General features: G+C 33.9%; 21 protein-coding genes. 16 read left to right on the forward strand and 5 right to left on the reverse strand.

Features of this window, described 5'->3' with window-relative positions; genetic code table 11:
• Positions 1 to 31: 31 nt before the first annotated feature.
• The 12 genes from ACK1U5_RS04490 (at position 32) to ACK1U5_RS04545 (ending at position 9,013) form a co-directional block, all read left to right on the forward strand.
• Positions 32 to 808, forward strand: a complete 777-nt coding sequence (locus ACK1U5_RS04490) for a serine hydrolase (protein WP_061139185.1) — start codon at positions 32 to 34, stop codon at positions 806 to 808.
• Positions 805 to 1,176, forward strand: a complete 372-nt coding sequence (locus ACK1U5_RS04495; RefSeq protein ID WP_000827981.1) for a hypothetical protein — start codon at positions 805 to 807, stop codon at positions 1,174 to 1,176. Before ACK1U5_RS04490 ends, ACK1U5_RS04495 begins: the two co-directional genes overlap by 4 nt.
• Positions 1,177 to 1,204: 28 nt before the next feature.
• Positions 1,205 to 1,621 (forward strand): GNAT family N-acetyltransferase, encoded by a 417-nt coding sequence (locus ACK1U5_RS04500; RefSeq protein WP_000680418.1) that lies wholly within the window; start codon positions 1,205 to 1,207, stop codon positions 1,619 to 1,621.
• A gap of 35 nt (positions 1,622 to 1,656) precedes the next feature.
• Positions 1,657 to 2,061 (forward strand): GNAT family N-acetyltransferase, encoded by a 405-nt coding sequence (locus ACK1U5_RS04505; RefSeq protein WP_000288969.1) that lies wholly within the window; start codon positions 1,657 to 1,659, stop codon positions 2,059 to 2,061.
• A 15-nt stretch (positions 2,062 to 2,076) separates the two neighbouring features.
• Positions 2,077 to 2,430 (forward strand): MmcQ/YjbR family DNA-binding protein, encoded by a 354-nt coding sequence (locus ACK1U5_RS04510; RefSeq protein ID WP_000994626.1) that lies wholly within the window; start codon positions 2,077 to 2,079, stop codon positions 2,428 to 2,430.
• 21 nt (positions 2,431 to 2,451) lie between these two features.
• Positions 2,452 to 3,159, forward strand: coding sequence for a class I SAM-dependent methyltransferase (locus tag ACK1U5_RS04515; protein WP_000655256.1), 708 nt, complete (start codon positions 2,452 to 2,454; stop codon positions 3,157 to 3,159).
• 65 nt (positions 3,160 to 3,224) lie between these two features.
• Complete coding sequence (locus tag ACK1U5_RS04520; RefSeq protein WP_113710673.1) at positions 3,225 to 3,611, forward strand: ribosomal maturation YjgA family protein; 387 nt, start codon at positions 3,225 to 3,227, stop codon at positions 3,609 to 3,611.
• A gap of 24 nt (positions 3,612 to 3,635) precedes the next feature.
• Positions 3,636 to 4,565, forward strand: coding sequence for a phosphotransferase enzyme family protein (locus ACK1U5_RS04525; RefSeq protein ID WP_000434098.1), 930 nt, complete (start codon positions 3,636 to 3,638; stop codon positions 4,563 to 4,565).
• Positions 4,562 to 5,065, forward strand: a complete 504-nt coding sequence (locus ACK1U5_RS04530; RefSeq protein WP_058839821.1) for a DNA topology modulation protein — start codon at positions 4,562 to 4,564, stop codon at positions 5,063 to 5,065. Before ACK1U5_RS04525 ends, ACK1U5_RS04530 begins: the two co-directional genes overlap by 4 nt.
• Before the next feature lie 161 nt (positions 5,066 to 5,226).
• Positions 5,227 to 5,907: a formylglycine-generating enzyme family protein gene (locus ACK1U5_RS04535; RefSeq protein WP_061139187.1), complete on the forward strand. Its 681-nt coding sequence runs from the start codon at positions 5,227 to 5,229 to the stop codon at positions 5,905 to 5,907.
• Between the two features lie 91 nt (positions 5,908 to 5,998).
• Complete coding sequence (locus tag ACK1U5_RS04540; protein WP_113710674.1) at positions 5,999 to 7,192, forward strand: macrolide family glycosyltransferase; 1,194 nt, start codon at positions 5,999 to 6,001, stop codon at positions 7,190 to 7,192.
• Between the two features lie 453 nt (positions 7,193 to 7,645).
• Positions 7,646 to 9,013, forward strand: a complete 1,368-nt coding sequence (locus ACK1U5_RS04545) for a lytic polysaccharide monooxygenase (protein ID WP_001065164.1) — start codon at positions 7,646 to 7,648, stop codon at positions 9,011 to 9,013.
• Positions 9,014 to 9,139: 126 nt separating this feature from the next.
• Here the strand turns inward: ACK1U5_RS04545 and ACK1U5_RS04550 are convergent, their stop codons facing one another.
• From ACK1U5_RS04550 to ACK1U5_RS04560, 3 genes are all read right to left on the reverse strand, one after another.
• Positions 9,140 to 9,574 carry a GNAT family N-acetyltransferase gene (locus ACK1U5_RS04550; RefSeq protein ID WP_001190864.1) on the reverse strand — a complete coding sequence of 145 codons (435 nt, stop codon included), beginning with the start codon at positions 9,572 to 9,574 and terminating at the stop codon, positions 9,140 to 9,142.
• 114 nt (positions 9,575 to 9,688) lie between these two features.
• Positions 9,689 to 10,351 (reverse strand): ribose 5-phosphate isomerase A, encoded by a 663-nt coding sequence (gene rpiA / locus ACK1U5_RS04555; protein WP_001049987.1) that lies wholly within the window; start codon positions 10,349 to 10,351, stop codon positions 9,689 to 9,691.
• A gap of 4 nt (positions 10,352 to 10,355) precedes the next feature.
• A complete protein-coding gene (locus ACK1U5_RS04560) occupies positions 10,356 to 10,676 on the reverse strand; it encodes a 2Fe-2S iron-sulfur cluster-binding protein (RefSeq protein ID WP_448814770.1) in 321 nt (106 codons plus the stop codon).
• 142 nt (positions 10,677 to 10,818) lie between these two features.
• Between ACK1U5_RS04560 and ACK1U5_RS04565 the strand changes: the two genes are divergently transcribed.
• Together ACK1U5_RS04565 and clpP are read left to right on the forward strand one after the other, a co-directional pair.
• The gene (locus ACK1U5_RS04565; RefSeq protein WP_000337516.1) at positions 10,819 to 11,505 is read left to right on the forward strand and encodes an RNA polymerase subunit sigma-70; all 687 of its coding nucleotides are present in this window, start codon (positions 10,819 to 10,821) and stop codon (positions 11,503 to 11,505) included.
• 21 nt (positions 11,506 to 11,526) lie between these two features.
• A complete protein-coding gene (clpP, locus tag ACK1U5_RS04570) occupies positions 11,527 to 12,108 on the forward strand; it encodes an ATP-dependent Clp endopeptidase proteolytic subunit ClpP (protein WP_000991610.1) in 582 nt (193 codons plus the stop codon).
• Positions 12,109 to 12,154: 46 nt separating this feature from the next.
• Here clpP and ACK1U5_RS04575 read toward each other — a convergent pair whose 3' ends face one another.
• The gene (locus tag ACK1U5_RS04575; protein ID WP_113710675.1) at positions 12,155 to 13,012 is read right to left on the reverse strand and encodes a glycine betaine ABC transporter substrate-binding protein; all 858 of its coding nucleotides are present in this window, start codon (positions 13,010 to 13,012) and stop codon (positions 12,155 to 12,157) included.
• Between the two features lie 171 nt (positions 13,013 to 13,183).
• On the opposite strand from ACK1U5_RS04575, the gene ACK1U5_RS04580 reads away from it, so the two are divergent.
• Together ACK1U5_RS04580 and ACK1U5_RS04585 are read left to right on the forward strand one after the other, a co-directional pair.
• Positions 13,184 to 14,389 carry a quaternary amine ABC transporter ATP-binding protein gene (locus ACK1U5_RS04580; protein ID WP_098292942.1) on the forward strand — a complete coding sequence of 402 codons (1,206 nt, stop codon included), beginning with the start codon at positions 13,184 to 13,186 and terminating at the stop codon, positions 14,387 to 14,389.
• Positions 14,382 to 15,218, forward strand: coding sequence for an ABC transporter permease (locus ACK1U5_RS04585; RefSeq protein WP_113710676.1), 837 nt, complete (start codon positions 14,382 to 14,384; stop codon positions 15,216 to 15,218). Before ACK1U5_RS04580 ends, ACK1U5_RS04585 begins: the two co-directional genes overlap by 8 nt.
• Positions 15,219 to 15,271: 53 nt before the next feature.
• On the opposite strand, the gene ACK1U5_RS04590 is transcribed toward ACK1U5_RS04585, so the two are convergent.
• Positions 15,272 to 15,508: a hypothetical protein gene (locus ACK1U5_RS04590; RefSeq protein WP_000283222.1), complete on the reverse strand. Its 237-nt coding sequence runs from the start codon at positions 15,506 to 15,508 to the stop codon at positions 15,272 to 15,274.
• Between the last annotated feature and the right edge of the window lie 54 nt (positions 15,509 to 15,562).

Raw genomic sequence — 15,562 nt, forward strand, 5'->3', positions numbered from 1 at the left:
TTAATATAACGATATAAAAAGAGGGATAGAAATGGAAACTGTTATAAATAAAATAAAAGAGGTACAATCTAATTATGTGGGAATGGAAATTTATTCTACAAAAAATAATCGTATAGTTGCTTCGTATAATAGTGAATTAAATATTCCGTTAGCATCAGCAGCAAAATTAGTCATTGGATTTGTAGTAACGCAAATGGTGAAGGAAAATAAACATAATTGGAATGATATACTTCATTACATTAAATTTAATCCACATGAAGATAGTGCGCAGTTATATCCGCATTTACAAGGAAGAACTTCTTTAACACTTAGTCAAGCGGTAGAGGTAATGATTGCTTGTCATGATAGTTACGTTGCACAGTCAGTTGTAATGCACTGTGGTGGATGGGATGCTGTGAAAATGTACGCACAAACGTACTTTTCAAAAATTCATATACAAGAGAATGCTAGAGATGAGAAAAATGTTGGAGAATTAAGTGAAGTTCTTGCCCTTTTCATACAAACCTTTCAAGGTTATAAATCAGAACCAGAATTATGGGAACCAATTATTAGCGGCATGGTAAGACAGCAAGGAGAGTATGAAGAAATTCCATATTATCATATAACTCATATGACAGGTGGATTACTCACAGCTACAATAAATATTGGTATAATAGGAATGTTTAACGAACTTCCACTTCTTTATGTGATTGGGGGAAAAGATTTACCGAATCGCGGTGAAAATAAAGAGGTAGATGAAGCTTTTGCAGTAGTTTTAAAGTACATATACAAAGAATATAGTGAAAGCATGCTAGGAGTGAGCGATTGAAAAGAAACTTAAAGACTTTAACAATCATTATTTTAATTTTAACGATTATTGCTCTTGAAGTTGGAATCGCCCTATATGATCACAATTTGTCATTAGATACAATTTACTTTGCAGCGATCCTTATTTGTATTGTATTGCTTTTTGGCACACGTGTTTCTGAAGAGAAAGAAAGTACATCGAAACGAGGGCGAAGAAAAATAGCTGTTATATTTTGGCCATCTATTTTATTGTCTATCGCTTGTTTTGCAGTTATAAATTACATAAGGGTAGGCTATGTCTCTGTACCAGGGATAATTGGCTTTTCATGCTTTGTTACATATGGTGGATTCGTTTTGATTAGTATTTTAAAGGGGAAAAATAAAATGTAGCTTACTAAGTTGAAAGGAAGCAATGTATATGAAACATATAGAGAACGGTACACGTATTGAAGGAGAATACATTAAAAATAAAGTCATTCAATATAATATGTCCATCTTAACAGATGAAGTAAAACAGCCGATGGAAAAAGTAAGCCTCGTAGTAAAAAATGAAGAAGGAAAAATATTTGGTGGTGTAACAGGTACGATGTATTTTTATCATCTTCATATCGACTTTTTATGGGTTGATAAATCAGTTCGTCATGACGGTTATGGTAGTCAACTGCTACATAAAATTGAAGAAATTGCGAAGGAAAAAGGGTGCAGATTAATATTGCTAGATTCATTTAGTTTTCAAGCGCCAGAATTTTATAAAAAGCACGGTTACCGAGAGTATGGTATCGTTGAAGATCATCCAAAAGGTCATAGTCAGCACTTTTTTGAAAAGAGATTATAATAATATTATGTATACTGATTGATGGGAGAAAGCATATGTACACGTATAAATTGCAACAAGAACAGCCAATCTGTGCAGAAAAAATTAAGAAGCTTTATGATTCTGTCGGTTGGTGGCCAGAAAGAAAAGAAGTCGATATTGAAAAAATGTTAAAGAATAGTATAGCCATTGGAGTATGGGAAGAAAATGAATTAGTTGGATTTGCTAGAGTCGTTTCTGATGGTGTTTTTCGAGCATACATTGAAGATGTTGTCGTACATGAGAATGTAAGAAATAAAGGTATTGGAGAGAAAATGCTTACAATATTACTTCGAGAAATATCTCATATTGATATTGTTAGTCTATTTTGCGGAGAGAAGCTAATAAAGTTTTACGGTGAGCAGCAATTTCAAGCAACGAAGCAAATTGTGATGCATCGTAATCAAACAGGGAAAGAATAAGAGGTGCCAATTAAAATGAATGCAACAAGAGCGTACTGTTTATCGAAAAGAAAAGCGACAGAAGATTCTCCAGATGGCTGGAGTGCAACATGTATGAGGCTTAATAATAAAATATTTGCGATAGTAAATCATGAAGAAGGTGAAAAGGCTGCGATTACATTGAAGTGTAATCCAGAAGTCGCATTAAGAATAAGAGAAGATTATCCAGAAACAATTATTCCAGGGTATCATATGAATAAAAAACATTGGAATACCGTTTATATTCATAAGGGTATAGAGCAGGAGCAAATTAATAAAATGATTGATTGGTCGTATGATTTAGTACTACAATCATTTTCAAAGAAAAAGCAGCAGGAGTTAATGGATTAATATGTATTAGGAGTGTGTGTAATGAAAGATTCGATTAAAGATACGTATGATAAATTAGCGAGTACATATAAAGAAAATCTAGATTTCGCAAATCCATATAACAGTTATTATGAAAGACCGGCGATGATGGAGCTTATTCCAAAGGAACTAGAAGGAAAAAAGATATTAGATGCTGGATGTGCAGCTGGATGGTATACTTCTCAATTCATAGGAAGAGGAGCAAATGTTACAGCAATTGATGTAAGTCCTGAAATGGTAAAAGCAGCAAAAGAAAATATAGGAGAAGAAGCGACGTTCCTTTGTCATGATCTGCAAGAAACATTGCCATTTGAAGATAATACGTATGATGTGATTGTAAGTTCATTAACTCTTCATTATATAGAAAATTGGAATCAAGTATTTCAAGAATTTCGTCGTGTATTGAAGCCAGGTGGAGAACTTATTTATTCTATTCATCATCCTTTTATGGATTTCACAAAGTTTCCATGTGAAAATTATTTTGAAAAACAGTTATTAATAGATACTTGGGTTAAACCGAATATTACTATTGAAGTCAAGTTTTTTAGAAGATCATTACAAGACATACTAAATGAAACTACAAATTATTTTGTATTAGAAGAGATAGTGGAACCGAAGGCAATTGAAAAAATGAAAGAAGTAAGCGAAAAATCATATCATTATTTAAATATGAATCCACATTTTCTTATCATAAAAGCAATCAATAAATAGCTAGTAAAATAACTTTGTTTTACTAGCTATTTACAGTTTTACATTACATATTAGGAGACTTTAAAATGAATACGAAACGAAATAGAGTAGTATATGCACTATTTACTATAGTTGTTATTATTTTAGGTCTTAGCTCAAGAAAGTTTGCTTTTACACTACCACATCTATTAAATGATTATTTAGGTGATGCATTATGGGCATTAATGATTTTCACTGGCTTTGGATTTTTGTTTCCTAAAACAGAGACGAAGAAGTTGGCTTTTATTAGTTTAATGTTTTGCTACGGGATTGAAGCGAGCCAATTGTATCATGCGGAATGGATAGATAGCATTCGTGCAACGACTTTTGGGGGACTCGTGTTGGGATACGTTTTTTTGTGGAGTGATGTAGTGGCTTATACAATTGGTGTTGGAGTGGGAATACTGTGTGAGGTTATTTTTCGGAAGAAATAAGAATTGTAAAAGGGGTATTTGTAAATGGAACAAGCACTGGAAATTGCAAAGCTTTGGTTTCGAAATGAACATGTCACAGCTACTGTAATGCAACCAAAAGTAGCGAAGGTTTTATGCAAGAATAAAGAGTACATTTTAAAGAGAACGGGATCGATAAAGCAACTTCTAGTTGAATTCGATGTTTTGAAGCAACTGTATGAAAAGGGAATTAAAGTACAGAGAGTAGTAAAGACAGAAAATGATGAACAATATGTATTATATAAAGAAAAATATTATTGCTTATATGAGTATGTTGCCGGAAGTGTTTTAGAAATAAAAGATACGAATAAGCTGGAAAGGCTAGCAAGTACAATTGGAGAAGAAATAGCTAATCTGCACAAAGCATTACATTCGGTGAATAGTGACCATGAGTTAATAAAAAGAGATTTATATAAGATGGTATTTGAATGGGCTATACCGATTTTAGAAAAGAATGAGTATGTTCATCGAGAGGTAATTCAAAAGATGGAGCGAATGCACGCAGCTTTCAAGGAAACGGTCCATTCATTACCGAGACAAATTATTCATCGTGATATGCATCTATCGAATGTAATCTTTAAAGATGATAAACTGGAAGGGTTTATAGATTTTGAGATTTTAGAAAATAATGTAAAAATATTTGATTTATGTTATTGCTGTACAAGTGTATTAAGCGAGCTATTTAGTAATGAAAGATTAAGAGGGAAATGGTTACATATCGTTAGCAAAGTCTTTGAAGGTTATTATAAACAAAATGATTTAACGAAAGAAGAACTAAAAGCTATTTGGTATGTTATGCTTTCAATTCAAATTATCTTTATTGCTTATTTTGTCCAGTTACCAGATTTATTAAAGTTAAATGAAGAAATGTTCTTCTGGATTTTTGCTAATAAGGAAGCTATTGAAGAAGTTATAGAATGTATCGTAAAGGTATGAAAAAAATAATATTAATTGGTTCTGGTGGTTCAGGAAAATCTACATTAGCAAGGCAGTTAGGAAATAAATTAAATATTAAGGTGCATCATCTTGATGCATTATTTTGGAAACCGAATTGGGAAGGTGTTCCGAGAGAAGAACAAATAACAGTTCAAAATAACTTAATTAAAGATGAGAAGTGGATTATTGATGGGAATTATGGCGGGACGATGGATATCAGACTGAATGCAGCTGATACAATTATCTTCCTTGATATTCATAGAACAATTTGTATTTATCGTGCTTTTAAAAGAATTATAAAATACCGGAATAAAACAAGGCCAGATATGGGCGCGGGATGTGAAGAAAGATTTGATTTGCAATTTTTTAAATGGATATGGAAATATCCTAATGCTAAACGACCTACAATTTTAAAAGGGTTAGAGCAATTGTCCGAAGAGAAAAAGGTTATTGTTTTAAAATCTCCAAATGAGGTTCGGAAATTTTTAGAGCACATATAATAATACAATGTGACACAACAATTCTTTTTGGATCTTACCGATTAGTTTAATTAAACTAATCGTTTTTTATTATGAAAAATTTAACGCTTTTTGAAAATTGTATTTTGTAATGAGTATATGACTATAAATTCATATAAAACGAACGTTTGGAGGAATAGAAAATGACTAATGATTTAATTCAAACAATCGATTCATTAATGGTAAATATTCCAGCTGGAGAGGTAGTATTAAGAGATGATCGAATAAAAAAAGAATGGCTAGTACAAATTCAACCATTTCTTCTTGCAAAGTATGCTGTAACAATCGAACTATATGATGCTATTACAAATAGTACATTAAATAATTTTGAAAAAAATCATAAACCAGTTGTAAATATTTCATGGAACGATGCCATTGCGTTTTGTAATGTACTTTCAAAAATAGCGGGATTAAAAGAATATTATTCTATTAGTGATGGTGGTCAAATTGTGAAATGTAATTTAGATTCGAATGGCTACCGATTACCATGTGAGGCAGAGTGGCAATATGCATGTAAAGCAAGTACAACCGGATATACATACGGGAAACTTCATGATATAGCGTGGTATAATGAAAATTCAAATGGACATATTCATGACGTTGGCCAAAAGGAACCGAATGCATGGGGACTCTATGATATGTTAGGGAACGTTTGGGAATGGTGCTATGATTTGTATGATGAAAAAGTGTATGGATCATACCGCATTTTTCGTGGAGGTAGTTGGGCTGAGGCAGTGAGAGGTTGTGGCGCTACTTGTCGTCGTCGAAGCCATCCTACATTTCATATAGATGATCTCGGTTTTAGACTTGCTAGATCAATTTAGTAGGAACATGATACGAACAACTAAGAAAAGAGTATGGAGAGAATCCGTACTTTTCCAACATAGAAATGATTTAACGTAAGGAGTGTTTATAATGGCGCGTTTTTTATTTATTAACGCTGGATCAGAAGGACATATAAATCCAACTTTGCCAGTTGTAGAAGAGTTGATTTCTCGCGGTGAAGAGGTCGTTTATTTTTCAATAGAAGCTTTTAGGGAACGAATTGAGAAGACAGGTGCTACTGTACGAACGATTGACGATCAAAAATTTATAAAAGCGTTTCTATCTGGAGGCAGAAATTATTTACAGGAAAGAATAAACGGTCTTCTACATACAGCAGATGTTGTTATACCTAGTGTTCTAGAACAAATTGAAGGTGAACATTTTGATTACATAATTCATGATTCTATGTTTGGCTGTGGGCACTTAATTGCTCAAATTCTTAAATTGCCATCTATAAATTCATGTACATCTTTTGCGCAGGATGAAAAATCTTTTGAGCAAATGTTAGGTCATCTGTCAAAAAATATCCCAGTAGAAATTCATGATAAAATACAGAATGATTTTCAAAACTTAACGAAGGGAATTGCTGAAAAATATGGTGTTGAAATAAAATCACCGTATGAAGTTTTCTGTAATCCTGCACCCCTTACTATTGTGTATACAATTAAGGAGTTCCAGCCTTTTGGTGATACGTTTGATGAAACATATAAATTTGTAGGACCATCTATCTCTGCACAAGTAAAAAACAGAGACGTTGATTTTACTTCAATTCAAGAAAAAAGTCCGATTTATATTTCATTAGGTACTGTTTTTAATGAAGCGATTGATTTTTATAAACTGTGTATGAAGGCCTTTGAGAATAGCGAGCATACAATTGTCATGTCTATTGGTAATAAAACAAAAATAAGTGATCTAGGCGAAATCCCTAAAAACTTCATTGTGAAAAACTATGTGCCTCAAACCGAACTGCTTACTTATACGAAACTATTTATTACACACGGCAAGATGAACAGTGTGCATGAAGGACTGTATAATGGGATTCCGCTCGTTGTAATACCGCAAAGTGCAGATCAGCCAGCAATCGCAAAGCAAGTGGAGAGTCTTGGAGCAGGAGTTCAATTACATATGAATGAATTAACCGTGGAGAAATTGCGTGAAAGTGTGGAGTTAGTTTTAAATAACCCTTCATATAAAGAGGCTGCTTTGAATTTGAAGGAATCATTCCGAACATCGGGTGGATATAAAGAAGCTGTTGATGAAATCTTTACATTTGTAGGTCAGTAATAAATATAAAGTTATACATGAAAAAAGTGTCTATATTAAATGATATAGACACTTTTCTGTTGTAAGAAGAGAAGAATTATTTAAATGGAAAAAATGAAAATACTAAATGTGAATTTTGAGAACTAAGTCTACAATTTCTGCTGCACACTTTTATTTTATCCCGTATTAACCGACCGTAAAACCCCAACTAATTAAAGTTTTACTTTATGATTTCAGGATGTGGTTTTATATGTTAGTAATAATTTCACTGTTTCTGCACAACTTCTGCACATGCTTAGGCGAGTTCTATGTCATGATATATTCATAAAGTGAAATATTTCACAAGGAAAAAATATATTTTCACTGCGGTGTATGCATAATTAACACATACATCGGTACAAGTTTGTCTCTTGTTATTCTTTTACATCAAAGCCCACATTCCACTACAAAGTATAACAAGAAGGGGACATGAACATGAATAATCGATTTTTAAAACAACTACAAAATATGAAAATGAACAAAAAAAGTTTAGGAGTTGTAGCATTAACAGCTGGAATTATTAGTACGACACTTATTCCTCAAAATGCTTATGCGCACGGTTTTGTTGAAAAGCCCGGTAGCCGATCCGCTTTATGTAGTCCAACTTATGGTGCGCTAAATGTAAACTGTGGAAGTGTTATGTATGAACCACAAAGTTTAGAAGCTCCAAAAGGATTCCCACAAGGTGGTCCAGTAGATGGACAAATTGCTTCAGCAGGCGGAAAATTTGGTGGTATTTTAGATCAACAAACAGCAAATCGTTGGTTTAAAAATACAATCACTGGTGGGGAAAATACATTTACTTGGAAGTATACTGCGCCTCACTTAACGAGTAAGTGGCATTACTATATTACTAAAAAAGGATGGAATCCAAATAAAGCGCTAACAAGAGCAGATTTCGAACCAATTGGAACTGTACAACATGATGGTTCTGCAGCTTCAAATAATTTAACTCATAAAATCAATGTACCTACTGATCGTAGTGGATATCATGTGATTTTAGCAGTATGGGATGTAGCTGATACAGCAAATGCATTCTATAATGTAATTGATGTTAATCTTATTAATGATGTGAAACCAGACATAGAAGCACCAAGTATTCCAAATGGACTTCAGACGCAAAAAGTAACAGCGAATAGTGTAGAACTAACATGGAACGCTTCTACGGATAATGTAGGGGTAAAAGGATATCAAATCTTCCGTAACGGAGAGATGATTGATACAGTACCAGGGACTCATTTTATTGATAAGAAGTTACAACCAAGTACAGAATACTCTTATACTGTAAAAGCAATTGACGCAGCTGGTAATGTATCGACAGAAAGTACAGCGCTTACAGTAAAAACGACAGTTGAGACTCCTGATACAGAAGCACCAACACAACCAAAAGGATTACATAGTATGGGAACGACAGCGTCAAGTGTGGATTTAATGTGGAGTCCATCTGACGATAATATTGGTGTAGACCATTATGATATTTATAGAGAAACAGAAGGATCAATGAAAAAGATTGCAACATCCAATACAACTTCTTATTTGGATAAAAATCTGCTCGCTAATACTACTTATAAATATGTAGTGAAAGCTGTTGATGTAGCTGGAAATGAATCCGTACAGAGTGATATATTCACAATTACTACAAAAACCGAAAGCGCTTCATATGAAGCGTGGGATGCAAAAAAAGCATATAAAAAGGGAGATAGAGTTCTACACGAAGGAAAAGTATATGAAGCAGTCCAGAGTTATCAAGGAAATGGTGATCCAAACTGGATTTATGCATTATCATTATGGAAAACAGTGTAAGCTTTACTTAGGTATGAACTAAGAGATGATGGGCTTTGATGCAAAAGGTAATCTTGAGAATTCACTTTTCTATTAATAAAAAAGGGTAGTGTATGAATACATAAGATTCATATACTACCCTTTTTATTATGATAACATTTTCGTCATAAGTATGTGCGGAATGCCATCTTCCATAAATATATCAGAAGAAGTTTCATAGTCTAATTTTTTATAAAATCCTTCAGCTTGTGTTTGACCGTGTAGTTTCACTTTCGTAACTTGTTCGTTACGAGCAAGTTCTTCTAACGTTTGAATGATGACTTTACCTAATCCGTATGTACGATAATCTTTTAAAATACAAATACGTTCTAATTTTCCGACACCATCAACAAATCGTATACGACCTGTGCCTACAGGAAGTTCATGATAATAAACTAAAATATGTTTACATTGCTCTCCGATTTCATCGAATGTATCGAATTCATCTGCAAGAGGGACACCTTGTTCTTTTACAAATACTTCTTTTCGAATATGAAAGGCAGTTTCTAAATCAGCAAGTTCTGTTATAAGTTTGGATTGCAAAATGTTCAGTCCTTTCTAGTGTAATCAGTTTGCGTTTTCCTAGTATATCATAATAAAGCACTATTAAGAGAAGAAGAACATACTAAAAAGCCAACTTTAAAAAGTTAGCTTTTATTACAATTTCTTTATCCCATTTTTAGTACCAATAATTGCTGTACTCGTCATACTTATAAACAACCCTGTTTCAACTACACCAGTAATCATTTTTAATTGGGTGTGTAAATGGGCAGGATTAGAAATATGATTAGGGAATATACAATCGATAATCATGTTATTGTTATCGGTTATATAAGTTTCATCATTTTTCAAACGTAATGTGGTTTGACACCCTAAAGACTGAATTTTATTTTCGGTTTGTTTCCATGAAAAAGGGATGATTTCAACAGGTAATGGAAAATTACCTAAATGTGTTACAAATTTCGATTCATCAGCAATGATAATTAGTTCTTTAGAGGAAGAGGCAACGATTTTTTCACGAAGTAATGCACCACCACCGCCTTTTATAAGTTGTAAATTTGAATCAATTTCATCCGCTCCATCAATTGTAAGATCAAGGCTTTGTACGTCGTTTAACGAAATTAGGGGGATATTTAGTTGCTGTGCTAATGCTTCAGTTTCCTTTGATGTCGGTACAGCTTGAAATGATAATCCTTCTTTTACACGTTCACCTAATTTTTGTATTGTCCAATATACAGTAGAACCTGTACCAAGCCCAATTTTCATGCCATCATTTACAAAGTTAGCAGCATATTCGCCAGCGAGCTGTTTTAAATTCATCACTTTACTCCGCCGGGCGTGGCCCAGCATCAAGACCTGAATTTTCAACTGTAAGTACCGGACGAACGACTATATCTTTATGTACACGCATTTGACAAGATAATCGTAAATGATCTTCAATTCCTTTTTCCGTCATTGCATGTTTCTCATTCGCACTCGCTTCACAGAAATCACCTGCTAGTATTTCTACTCTACAAGTTGTACAACGTGCATTCCCGCCGCAACGATGAAGAATGTTGACACCGCTATCCTCAATTGCTAATACTAACTTTGTTCCTGCTTTCACATCAAAAGTTCCCGTACCTTCAATTGTTAATTTTGGCAAATTTGTTCCTCCTCACGTAAAATTGTACATAACATATTTATGACCGCGAATTATTGAACATAAACATTATTTTTTTATATCCCCGTAACTTTTTTTAATGTTGAATCGTTTATTAAGTAAGCGCTGAAAAGGAGTGGTTATTTTGTGCACAAAAGTAACTCATGTTTTAAAGAATCATATCGATATGAATCATTCAAATATAAACTTTTTAATTGAACAATATGGAGAGTTAAAAAGATACTGTACTTTTTTAACGAAAAACAAATGGGATGGGGAAGATCTCGCCCAAGAAACAGTGTGTAAAGTGCTTCAAAAATATAGAAATAAAGATATTTGTATGACACTCGTCTATAAAATAGCAAGAAATCGTTGGTTAGATCAGATGAAGTCTAAGTCTGTTCATGAAAAAATAAGAGAACAAATCACATTTGAAGAACCACATGAGAACATTGCAGATTTGCATGAAATGGTAGGGAAAGTATTGTCTTCATTAAATGTACAGCAATCCGCAATTTTATTATTAAAAGATGTTTTTCAATATAGTATCGCTGATATTGCTAAAGTGTGTTCTGTATCAGAAGGTGCAGTGAAAGCTTCTTTATTTCGGAGTAGAAATAGGCTGAAAACTGTAAGTGAAGAAGGGATTGAGATAGTCGAATTCACAGAGGATATTGAAGTTGTTGTAACATCTATTCGTGAGGAAAGACCGGAATTATTAACGAAGCTTCTTCCGACAATAGATTTTACTAAGTTACCATCTAAACAGCCAGTCTTATTATTTAATGTGAAAAACCCTTCTTCCTACAGTTATATGCTTTACGCAGCATAACAAGTATTGGAGGGATTTAAAATGAATGCAATTCCATATGTAGTAGAACAAACAAAATTAGGAGAACGTTCCTATGATATATATTCAAGGTTATTGAAAGACCGCATTATTATTATCGGCTCAGAAATTAATGATCAAGTAGCGAGTAGTGTCGTAGCGCAATTATTATTTTTAGAAGCAGAAGATGCAGAAAAAGATATATTCTTATACATCAATAGCCCTGGCGGTTCAACGACAGCAGGTTTTGCAATATTAGATACGATGAATTTAATTAAACCAGATGTGCAAACGCTATGCATGGGCTTTGCGGCATCATTCGGTGCATTGTTATTATTATCAGGGGCAAAAGGAAAACGGTTTGCTCTCCCTAACAGTGAAATTATGATTCATCAGCCGCTTGGTGGTGCACAAGGGCAAGCAACAGAAATTGAAATAACTGCGAAAAGAATATTAAAGTTAAAGCATGATATTAATAAAATGATTGCAGAAAAAACGGGGCAACCGATTGAAAGAGTAGCACATGATACAGAAAGAGATTATTTTATGACTGCAGAAGAAGCGAAGGCATATGGGATTGTAGATGACGTTGTTACGAAAAAATAAGTTAAAAACAGGCTAGAGGATATGCTAACCCTCTAGCCTATTTTTATTAATCTTTTACCCATTCATCAACTAGCGCTTGATTCTTCTTAATCCATTTTCGCGCCGCTTCTTCGGGATCTTTCGTTTTATTTAACTCGACCATTAACGTACCAAGCTGTTCATCGTTCATTTTCCATTTGTCAAAGTATTTTATGATCTCCGGATGATCTTTTTCGAAACCTTTACGAACAGAGTAATAAATGTCATCTTTTTCACCATATACTTTCTTAGGGTCTTTTAAATATTTTAAGTCAAATTCTGAAAAGCCCCAATGCGGATTCCAAAGCGTAACAGCGATTGGTTTCTTTTTCGTATATGCTTTCTTTAGTTCACTCATCATCGCAGCTTCAGAGGATTGGACAAGTTTTAGTTTTATATCATATTCTTTCATTGCTTTATTCGTTAAATTCATAAGACTACTACCGGGTTCGATACCGACAATTTTATTCTCTAGTTCATCTTTATGAGCATTTAAATCTTCGATACTGTTTATGTTTTTCATATAAGAAGGGACGACTAAACCTAGTCCAGTACCTTCGTACCATTTTGATTTTAAGACAATATCATCTTTATAACGATCGTTTAGCGGTTTATCTGTAACTGGTAGCCATACTTCTAAATTCGCATCAACATCACCACGAGCGACACCAGTCCAAATTGCGGCTTTTTCTAAATACATGAGCTCAACTTTGTAGCCTTTTTCTTCTAATAAAACTTTCCACATGTTTGCGGTTGCAATATTTTCTTTCCAACTTGTTACACCAAGTTTAATTTTTCCTTTCGAATTTGCATTTGTTGCATTACATGAAGTGAAAATCATAGTAATAAATAATGCAAGGCATATAAACCAAATTTTCTTTCGCATCGAAAACCTCCTAAGTAACGTTTGCCTTATAAAATAAATGTATAAGTAAGCATTCTTATTATGAACGGAAACGAGAATTTTAAAGAAATCTTATGAATGTCATTTTTATGTAATATTTCTTGGTAAAATCGCAACACTATGTGAATAGATGGGTAGAAAAGGAGTAGTGACATGGATAATACAAAGGTGCGTGTTGAAAACGTAACAAAAGTATTTGGGAAAAACCCGCAAAGGGCGCTTACTTTATTAAAAGAAGGGAAAAATAAATCGGAAATTTTAAAAGAAACTGGAATGAACGTTGGTGTGAAAAAGGCAACGTTTGAAGTATACTCTGGAGAAATTTTCGTTATTATGGGTTTGTCTGGTAGCGGGAAATCTACGTTAGTTCGTATGTTAAATCAATTAATTAGACCAACAGCGGGGCATATATACATAGATGGTGAAGACATCGCAACAATGGGAAAAGAAGAGTTACGAAGAGTGAGAAGAACAAAAATGAGTATGGTGTTTCAAAAGTTCGCTTTATTTCCTCATCGTACTGTTTTGCAAAACGTTGCGTACGGATTAGAAATTCAAGGAGTTCCCGTAGAGGAACGAGAGAAAAAAGCATTAGAGTCTTTGAAATTAGTTGGACTAGACCATCATAAAGATAACTATCCAAGTCAACTGAGTGGTGGTATGCAGCAACGTGTGGGAATTGCAAGGGCACTAACGAATGATCCAGATGTTCTATTGATGGATGAATCATTTAGCGCACTAGATCCACTGATTCGAAAAGAAATGCAAGATGAGCTGTTAGAGTTACAAGATAAAATGGAAAAGACAATTATATTTATTACACATGATTTAGATGAAGCCCTTCGAATTGGTGATCGAATTGCGTTAATGAAAGATGGAGAGGTTGTCCAAATTGGAACGCCGGAAGAAATTATGATGAGTCCTGCGAATGAATTCGTAGAGAAGTTCGTGGCGGATGTGAATTTAGGAAAAGTAATAACGGCGGAATCTATATTAAAACGACCAGAGACGTTATTAATTGACCGTGGACCTCGTGTAGCACTTCAAATTATGAGGAACGCCGGCGTTTCAACTGTATATGTTGTTAATAAAAAGTATGAGTTTTTAGGTATATTAACTGCGGATGATGCAAGTAAAGCTGTTCAAAAACAGTGGCCAATTGCTGATTTATTACTTACCGATATCCCGCATGTGTATGTAGATACTTTACTGGAAGAAACGTATGCGAAAATGGCGGAGATGAAATATCCGTTACCAGTAATCGATGAGAAGAAAAGGCTAAGAGGAATTATTAAACGTGAAAGTGTCATTCAAGCTCTTGCAGGAAACATTGAGGAAGAGGTGAAAGACGATGAATAGTATACCGCGGATTCCATTAGGGGAATGGGTCGACTCATTTGTTGCAAGTTTATATGAGCACTTTGAAGGCTTATTCCGAGGATTCTCTTATATTATTGGCGGATTTGTTGATTTACTCACTAATTTTTTAACAATAATACCCGCCATATTGATGATTATTATCTTATGTTTCCTCATTTGGTACACAACGAGGAAATTATCTTTAGTCATTTTTACGCTTATTGGATTATTATTTATTTTGAATATTAACTACTGGGCACAAACGATGCAAACATTGGCACTCGTACTTACGTCTGTTATTATTTCAATTATTGTCGGAATTCCAATTGGTATATTAGCATCTCAAAATGAACGTTTCTCAAAATTTTTAAAACCAACATTAGATTTTATGCAAACAATGCCTGCATTCGTATACCTTATTCCAGCGATTACATTTTTCGGAGTAGGTGTAGTACCTGGAATTATTGCATCAGTAATCTTTGCAATGCCACCGACAATTCGTTTTACTGACTTAGGAATTAGACAAGTTCCAGAAGATTTAATTGAAGCAGCGAATGCATTTGGATCCACAGCATCACAAAAACTATTTAAAGTACAATTACCACTTGCAACCGGAACGATTATGGCTGGTGTGAACCAAAGCATTATGCTTTCGTTATCGATGGTTGTAACAGCATCACTTGTAGGAGCTCCAGGACTTGGAGTTGATGTATATCGCTCTGTAACACAAGTTAATATCGGAATGGGATTTGAAGCTGGATTAGCTATCGTAGTAATCGCAATTATATTAGATCGAATTACACAAGGGTTCCATATGAAAAGAAAATAATGAATAAAAAACACACTTTTATAATACAAAGTGTGTTTTTTATTGCATCCAGATCACATACGAACGATAACAGAACCTCCAGCTGGTGCACAAACTTGGTTTTTTTGTTGTTCCATTGATTTAATTAATTGATTATTTTCCTCGATTAATGAGATTAATTTAGTTAATTGATTTTCAAGACTTGCAATACGCTGCATCATATATTGTGAATCATGATGCAATGTATTCCTTGCGGGATGAGGGGAATAAACATACTGTTGATTTATATTTGGATTCCAATGAGGATACATTTGAATCGTTCCTCCTTCAATAAATTACGAAGCTTTCTTATAGTAAATGCCTAT

The organism is Bacillus sp. XB1 (assembly GCF_053557995.1).

Excerpts from the sequence above, each read along its gene's own strand:
- ACK1U5_RS04490 (WP_061139185.1), top strand. The coding sequence starts at position 32 with ATGGAAACTGTTATAAATAAAATAAAAGAGGTACAATCTAATTATGTG.
- ACK1U5_RS04500 (WP_000680418.1), top strand. The coding sequence starts at position 1,205 with ATGAAACATATAGAGAACGGTACACGTATTGAAGGAGAATACATTAAA.
- ACK1U5_RS04505 (WP_000288969.1), top strand. The coding sequence starts at position 1,657 with ATGTACACGTATAAATTGCAACAAGAACAGCCAATCTGTGCAGAAAAA.
- ACK1U5_RS04510 (WP_000994626.1), top strand. The coding sequence starts at position 2,077 with ATGAATGCAACAAGAGCGTACTGTTTATCGAAAAGAAAAGCGACAGAA.
- ACK1U5_RS04515 (WP_000655256.1), top strand. The coding sequence starts at position 2,452 with ATGAAAGATTCGATTAAAGATACGTATGATAAATTAGCGAGTACATAT.
- ACK1U5_RS04520 (WP_113710673.1), top strand. The coding sequence starts at position 3,225 with ATGAATACGAAACGAAATAGAGTAGTATATGCACTATTTACTATAGTT.
- ACK1U5_RS04525 (WP_000434098.1), top strand. The coding sequence starts at position 3,636 with ATGGAACAAGCACTGGAAATTGCAAAGCTTTGGTTTCGAAATGAACAT.
- ACK1U5_RS04530 (WP_058839821.1), top strand. The coding sequence starts at position 4,562 with ATGAAAAAAATAATATTAATTGGTTCTGGTGGTTCAGGAAAATCTACA.
- ACK1U5_RS04535 (WP_061139187.1), top strand. The coding sequence starts at position 5,227 with ATGACTAATGATTTAATTCAAACAATCGATTCATTAATGGTAAATATT.
- ACK1U5_RS04540 (WP_113710674.1), top strand. The coding sequence starts at position 5,999 with ATGGCGCGTTTTTTATTTATTAACGCTGGATCAGAAGGACATATAAAT.
- ACK1U5_RS04545 (WP_001065164.1), top strand. The coding sequence starts at position 7,646 with ATGAATAATCGATTTTTAAAACAACTACAAAATATGAAAATGAACAAA.
- rpiA (WP_001049987.1), bottom strand. The coding sequence starts at position 10,351 with ATGAATTTAAAACAGCTCGCTGGCGAATATGCTGCTAACTTTGTAAAT.
- clpP (WP_000991610.1), top strand. The coding sequence starts at position 11,527 with ATGAATGCAATTCCATATGTAGTAGAACAAACAAAATTAGGAGAACGT.
- ACK1U5_RS04575 (WP_113710675.1), bottom strand. The coding sequence starts at position 13,012 with ATGCGAAAGAAAATTTGGTTTATATGCCTTGCATTATTTATTACTATG.
- ACK1U5_RS04580 (WP_098292942.1), top strand. The coding sequence starts at position 13,184 with ATGGATAATACAAAGGTGCGTGTTGAAAACGTAACAAAAGTATTTGGG.
- ACK1U5_RS04585 (WP_113710676.1), top strand. The coding sequence starts at position 14,382 with ATGAATAGTATACCGCGGATTCCATTAGGGGAATGGGTCGACTCATTT.
- ACK1U5_RS04590 (WP_000283222.1), bottom strand. The coding sequence starts at position 15,508 with ATGTATCCTCATTGGAATCCAAATATAAATCAACAGTATGTTTATTCC.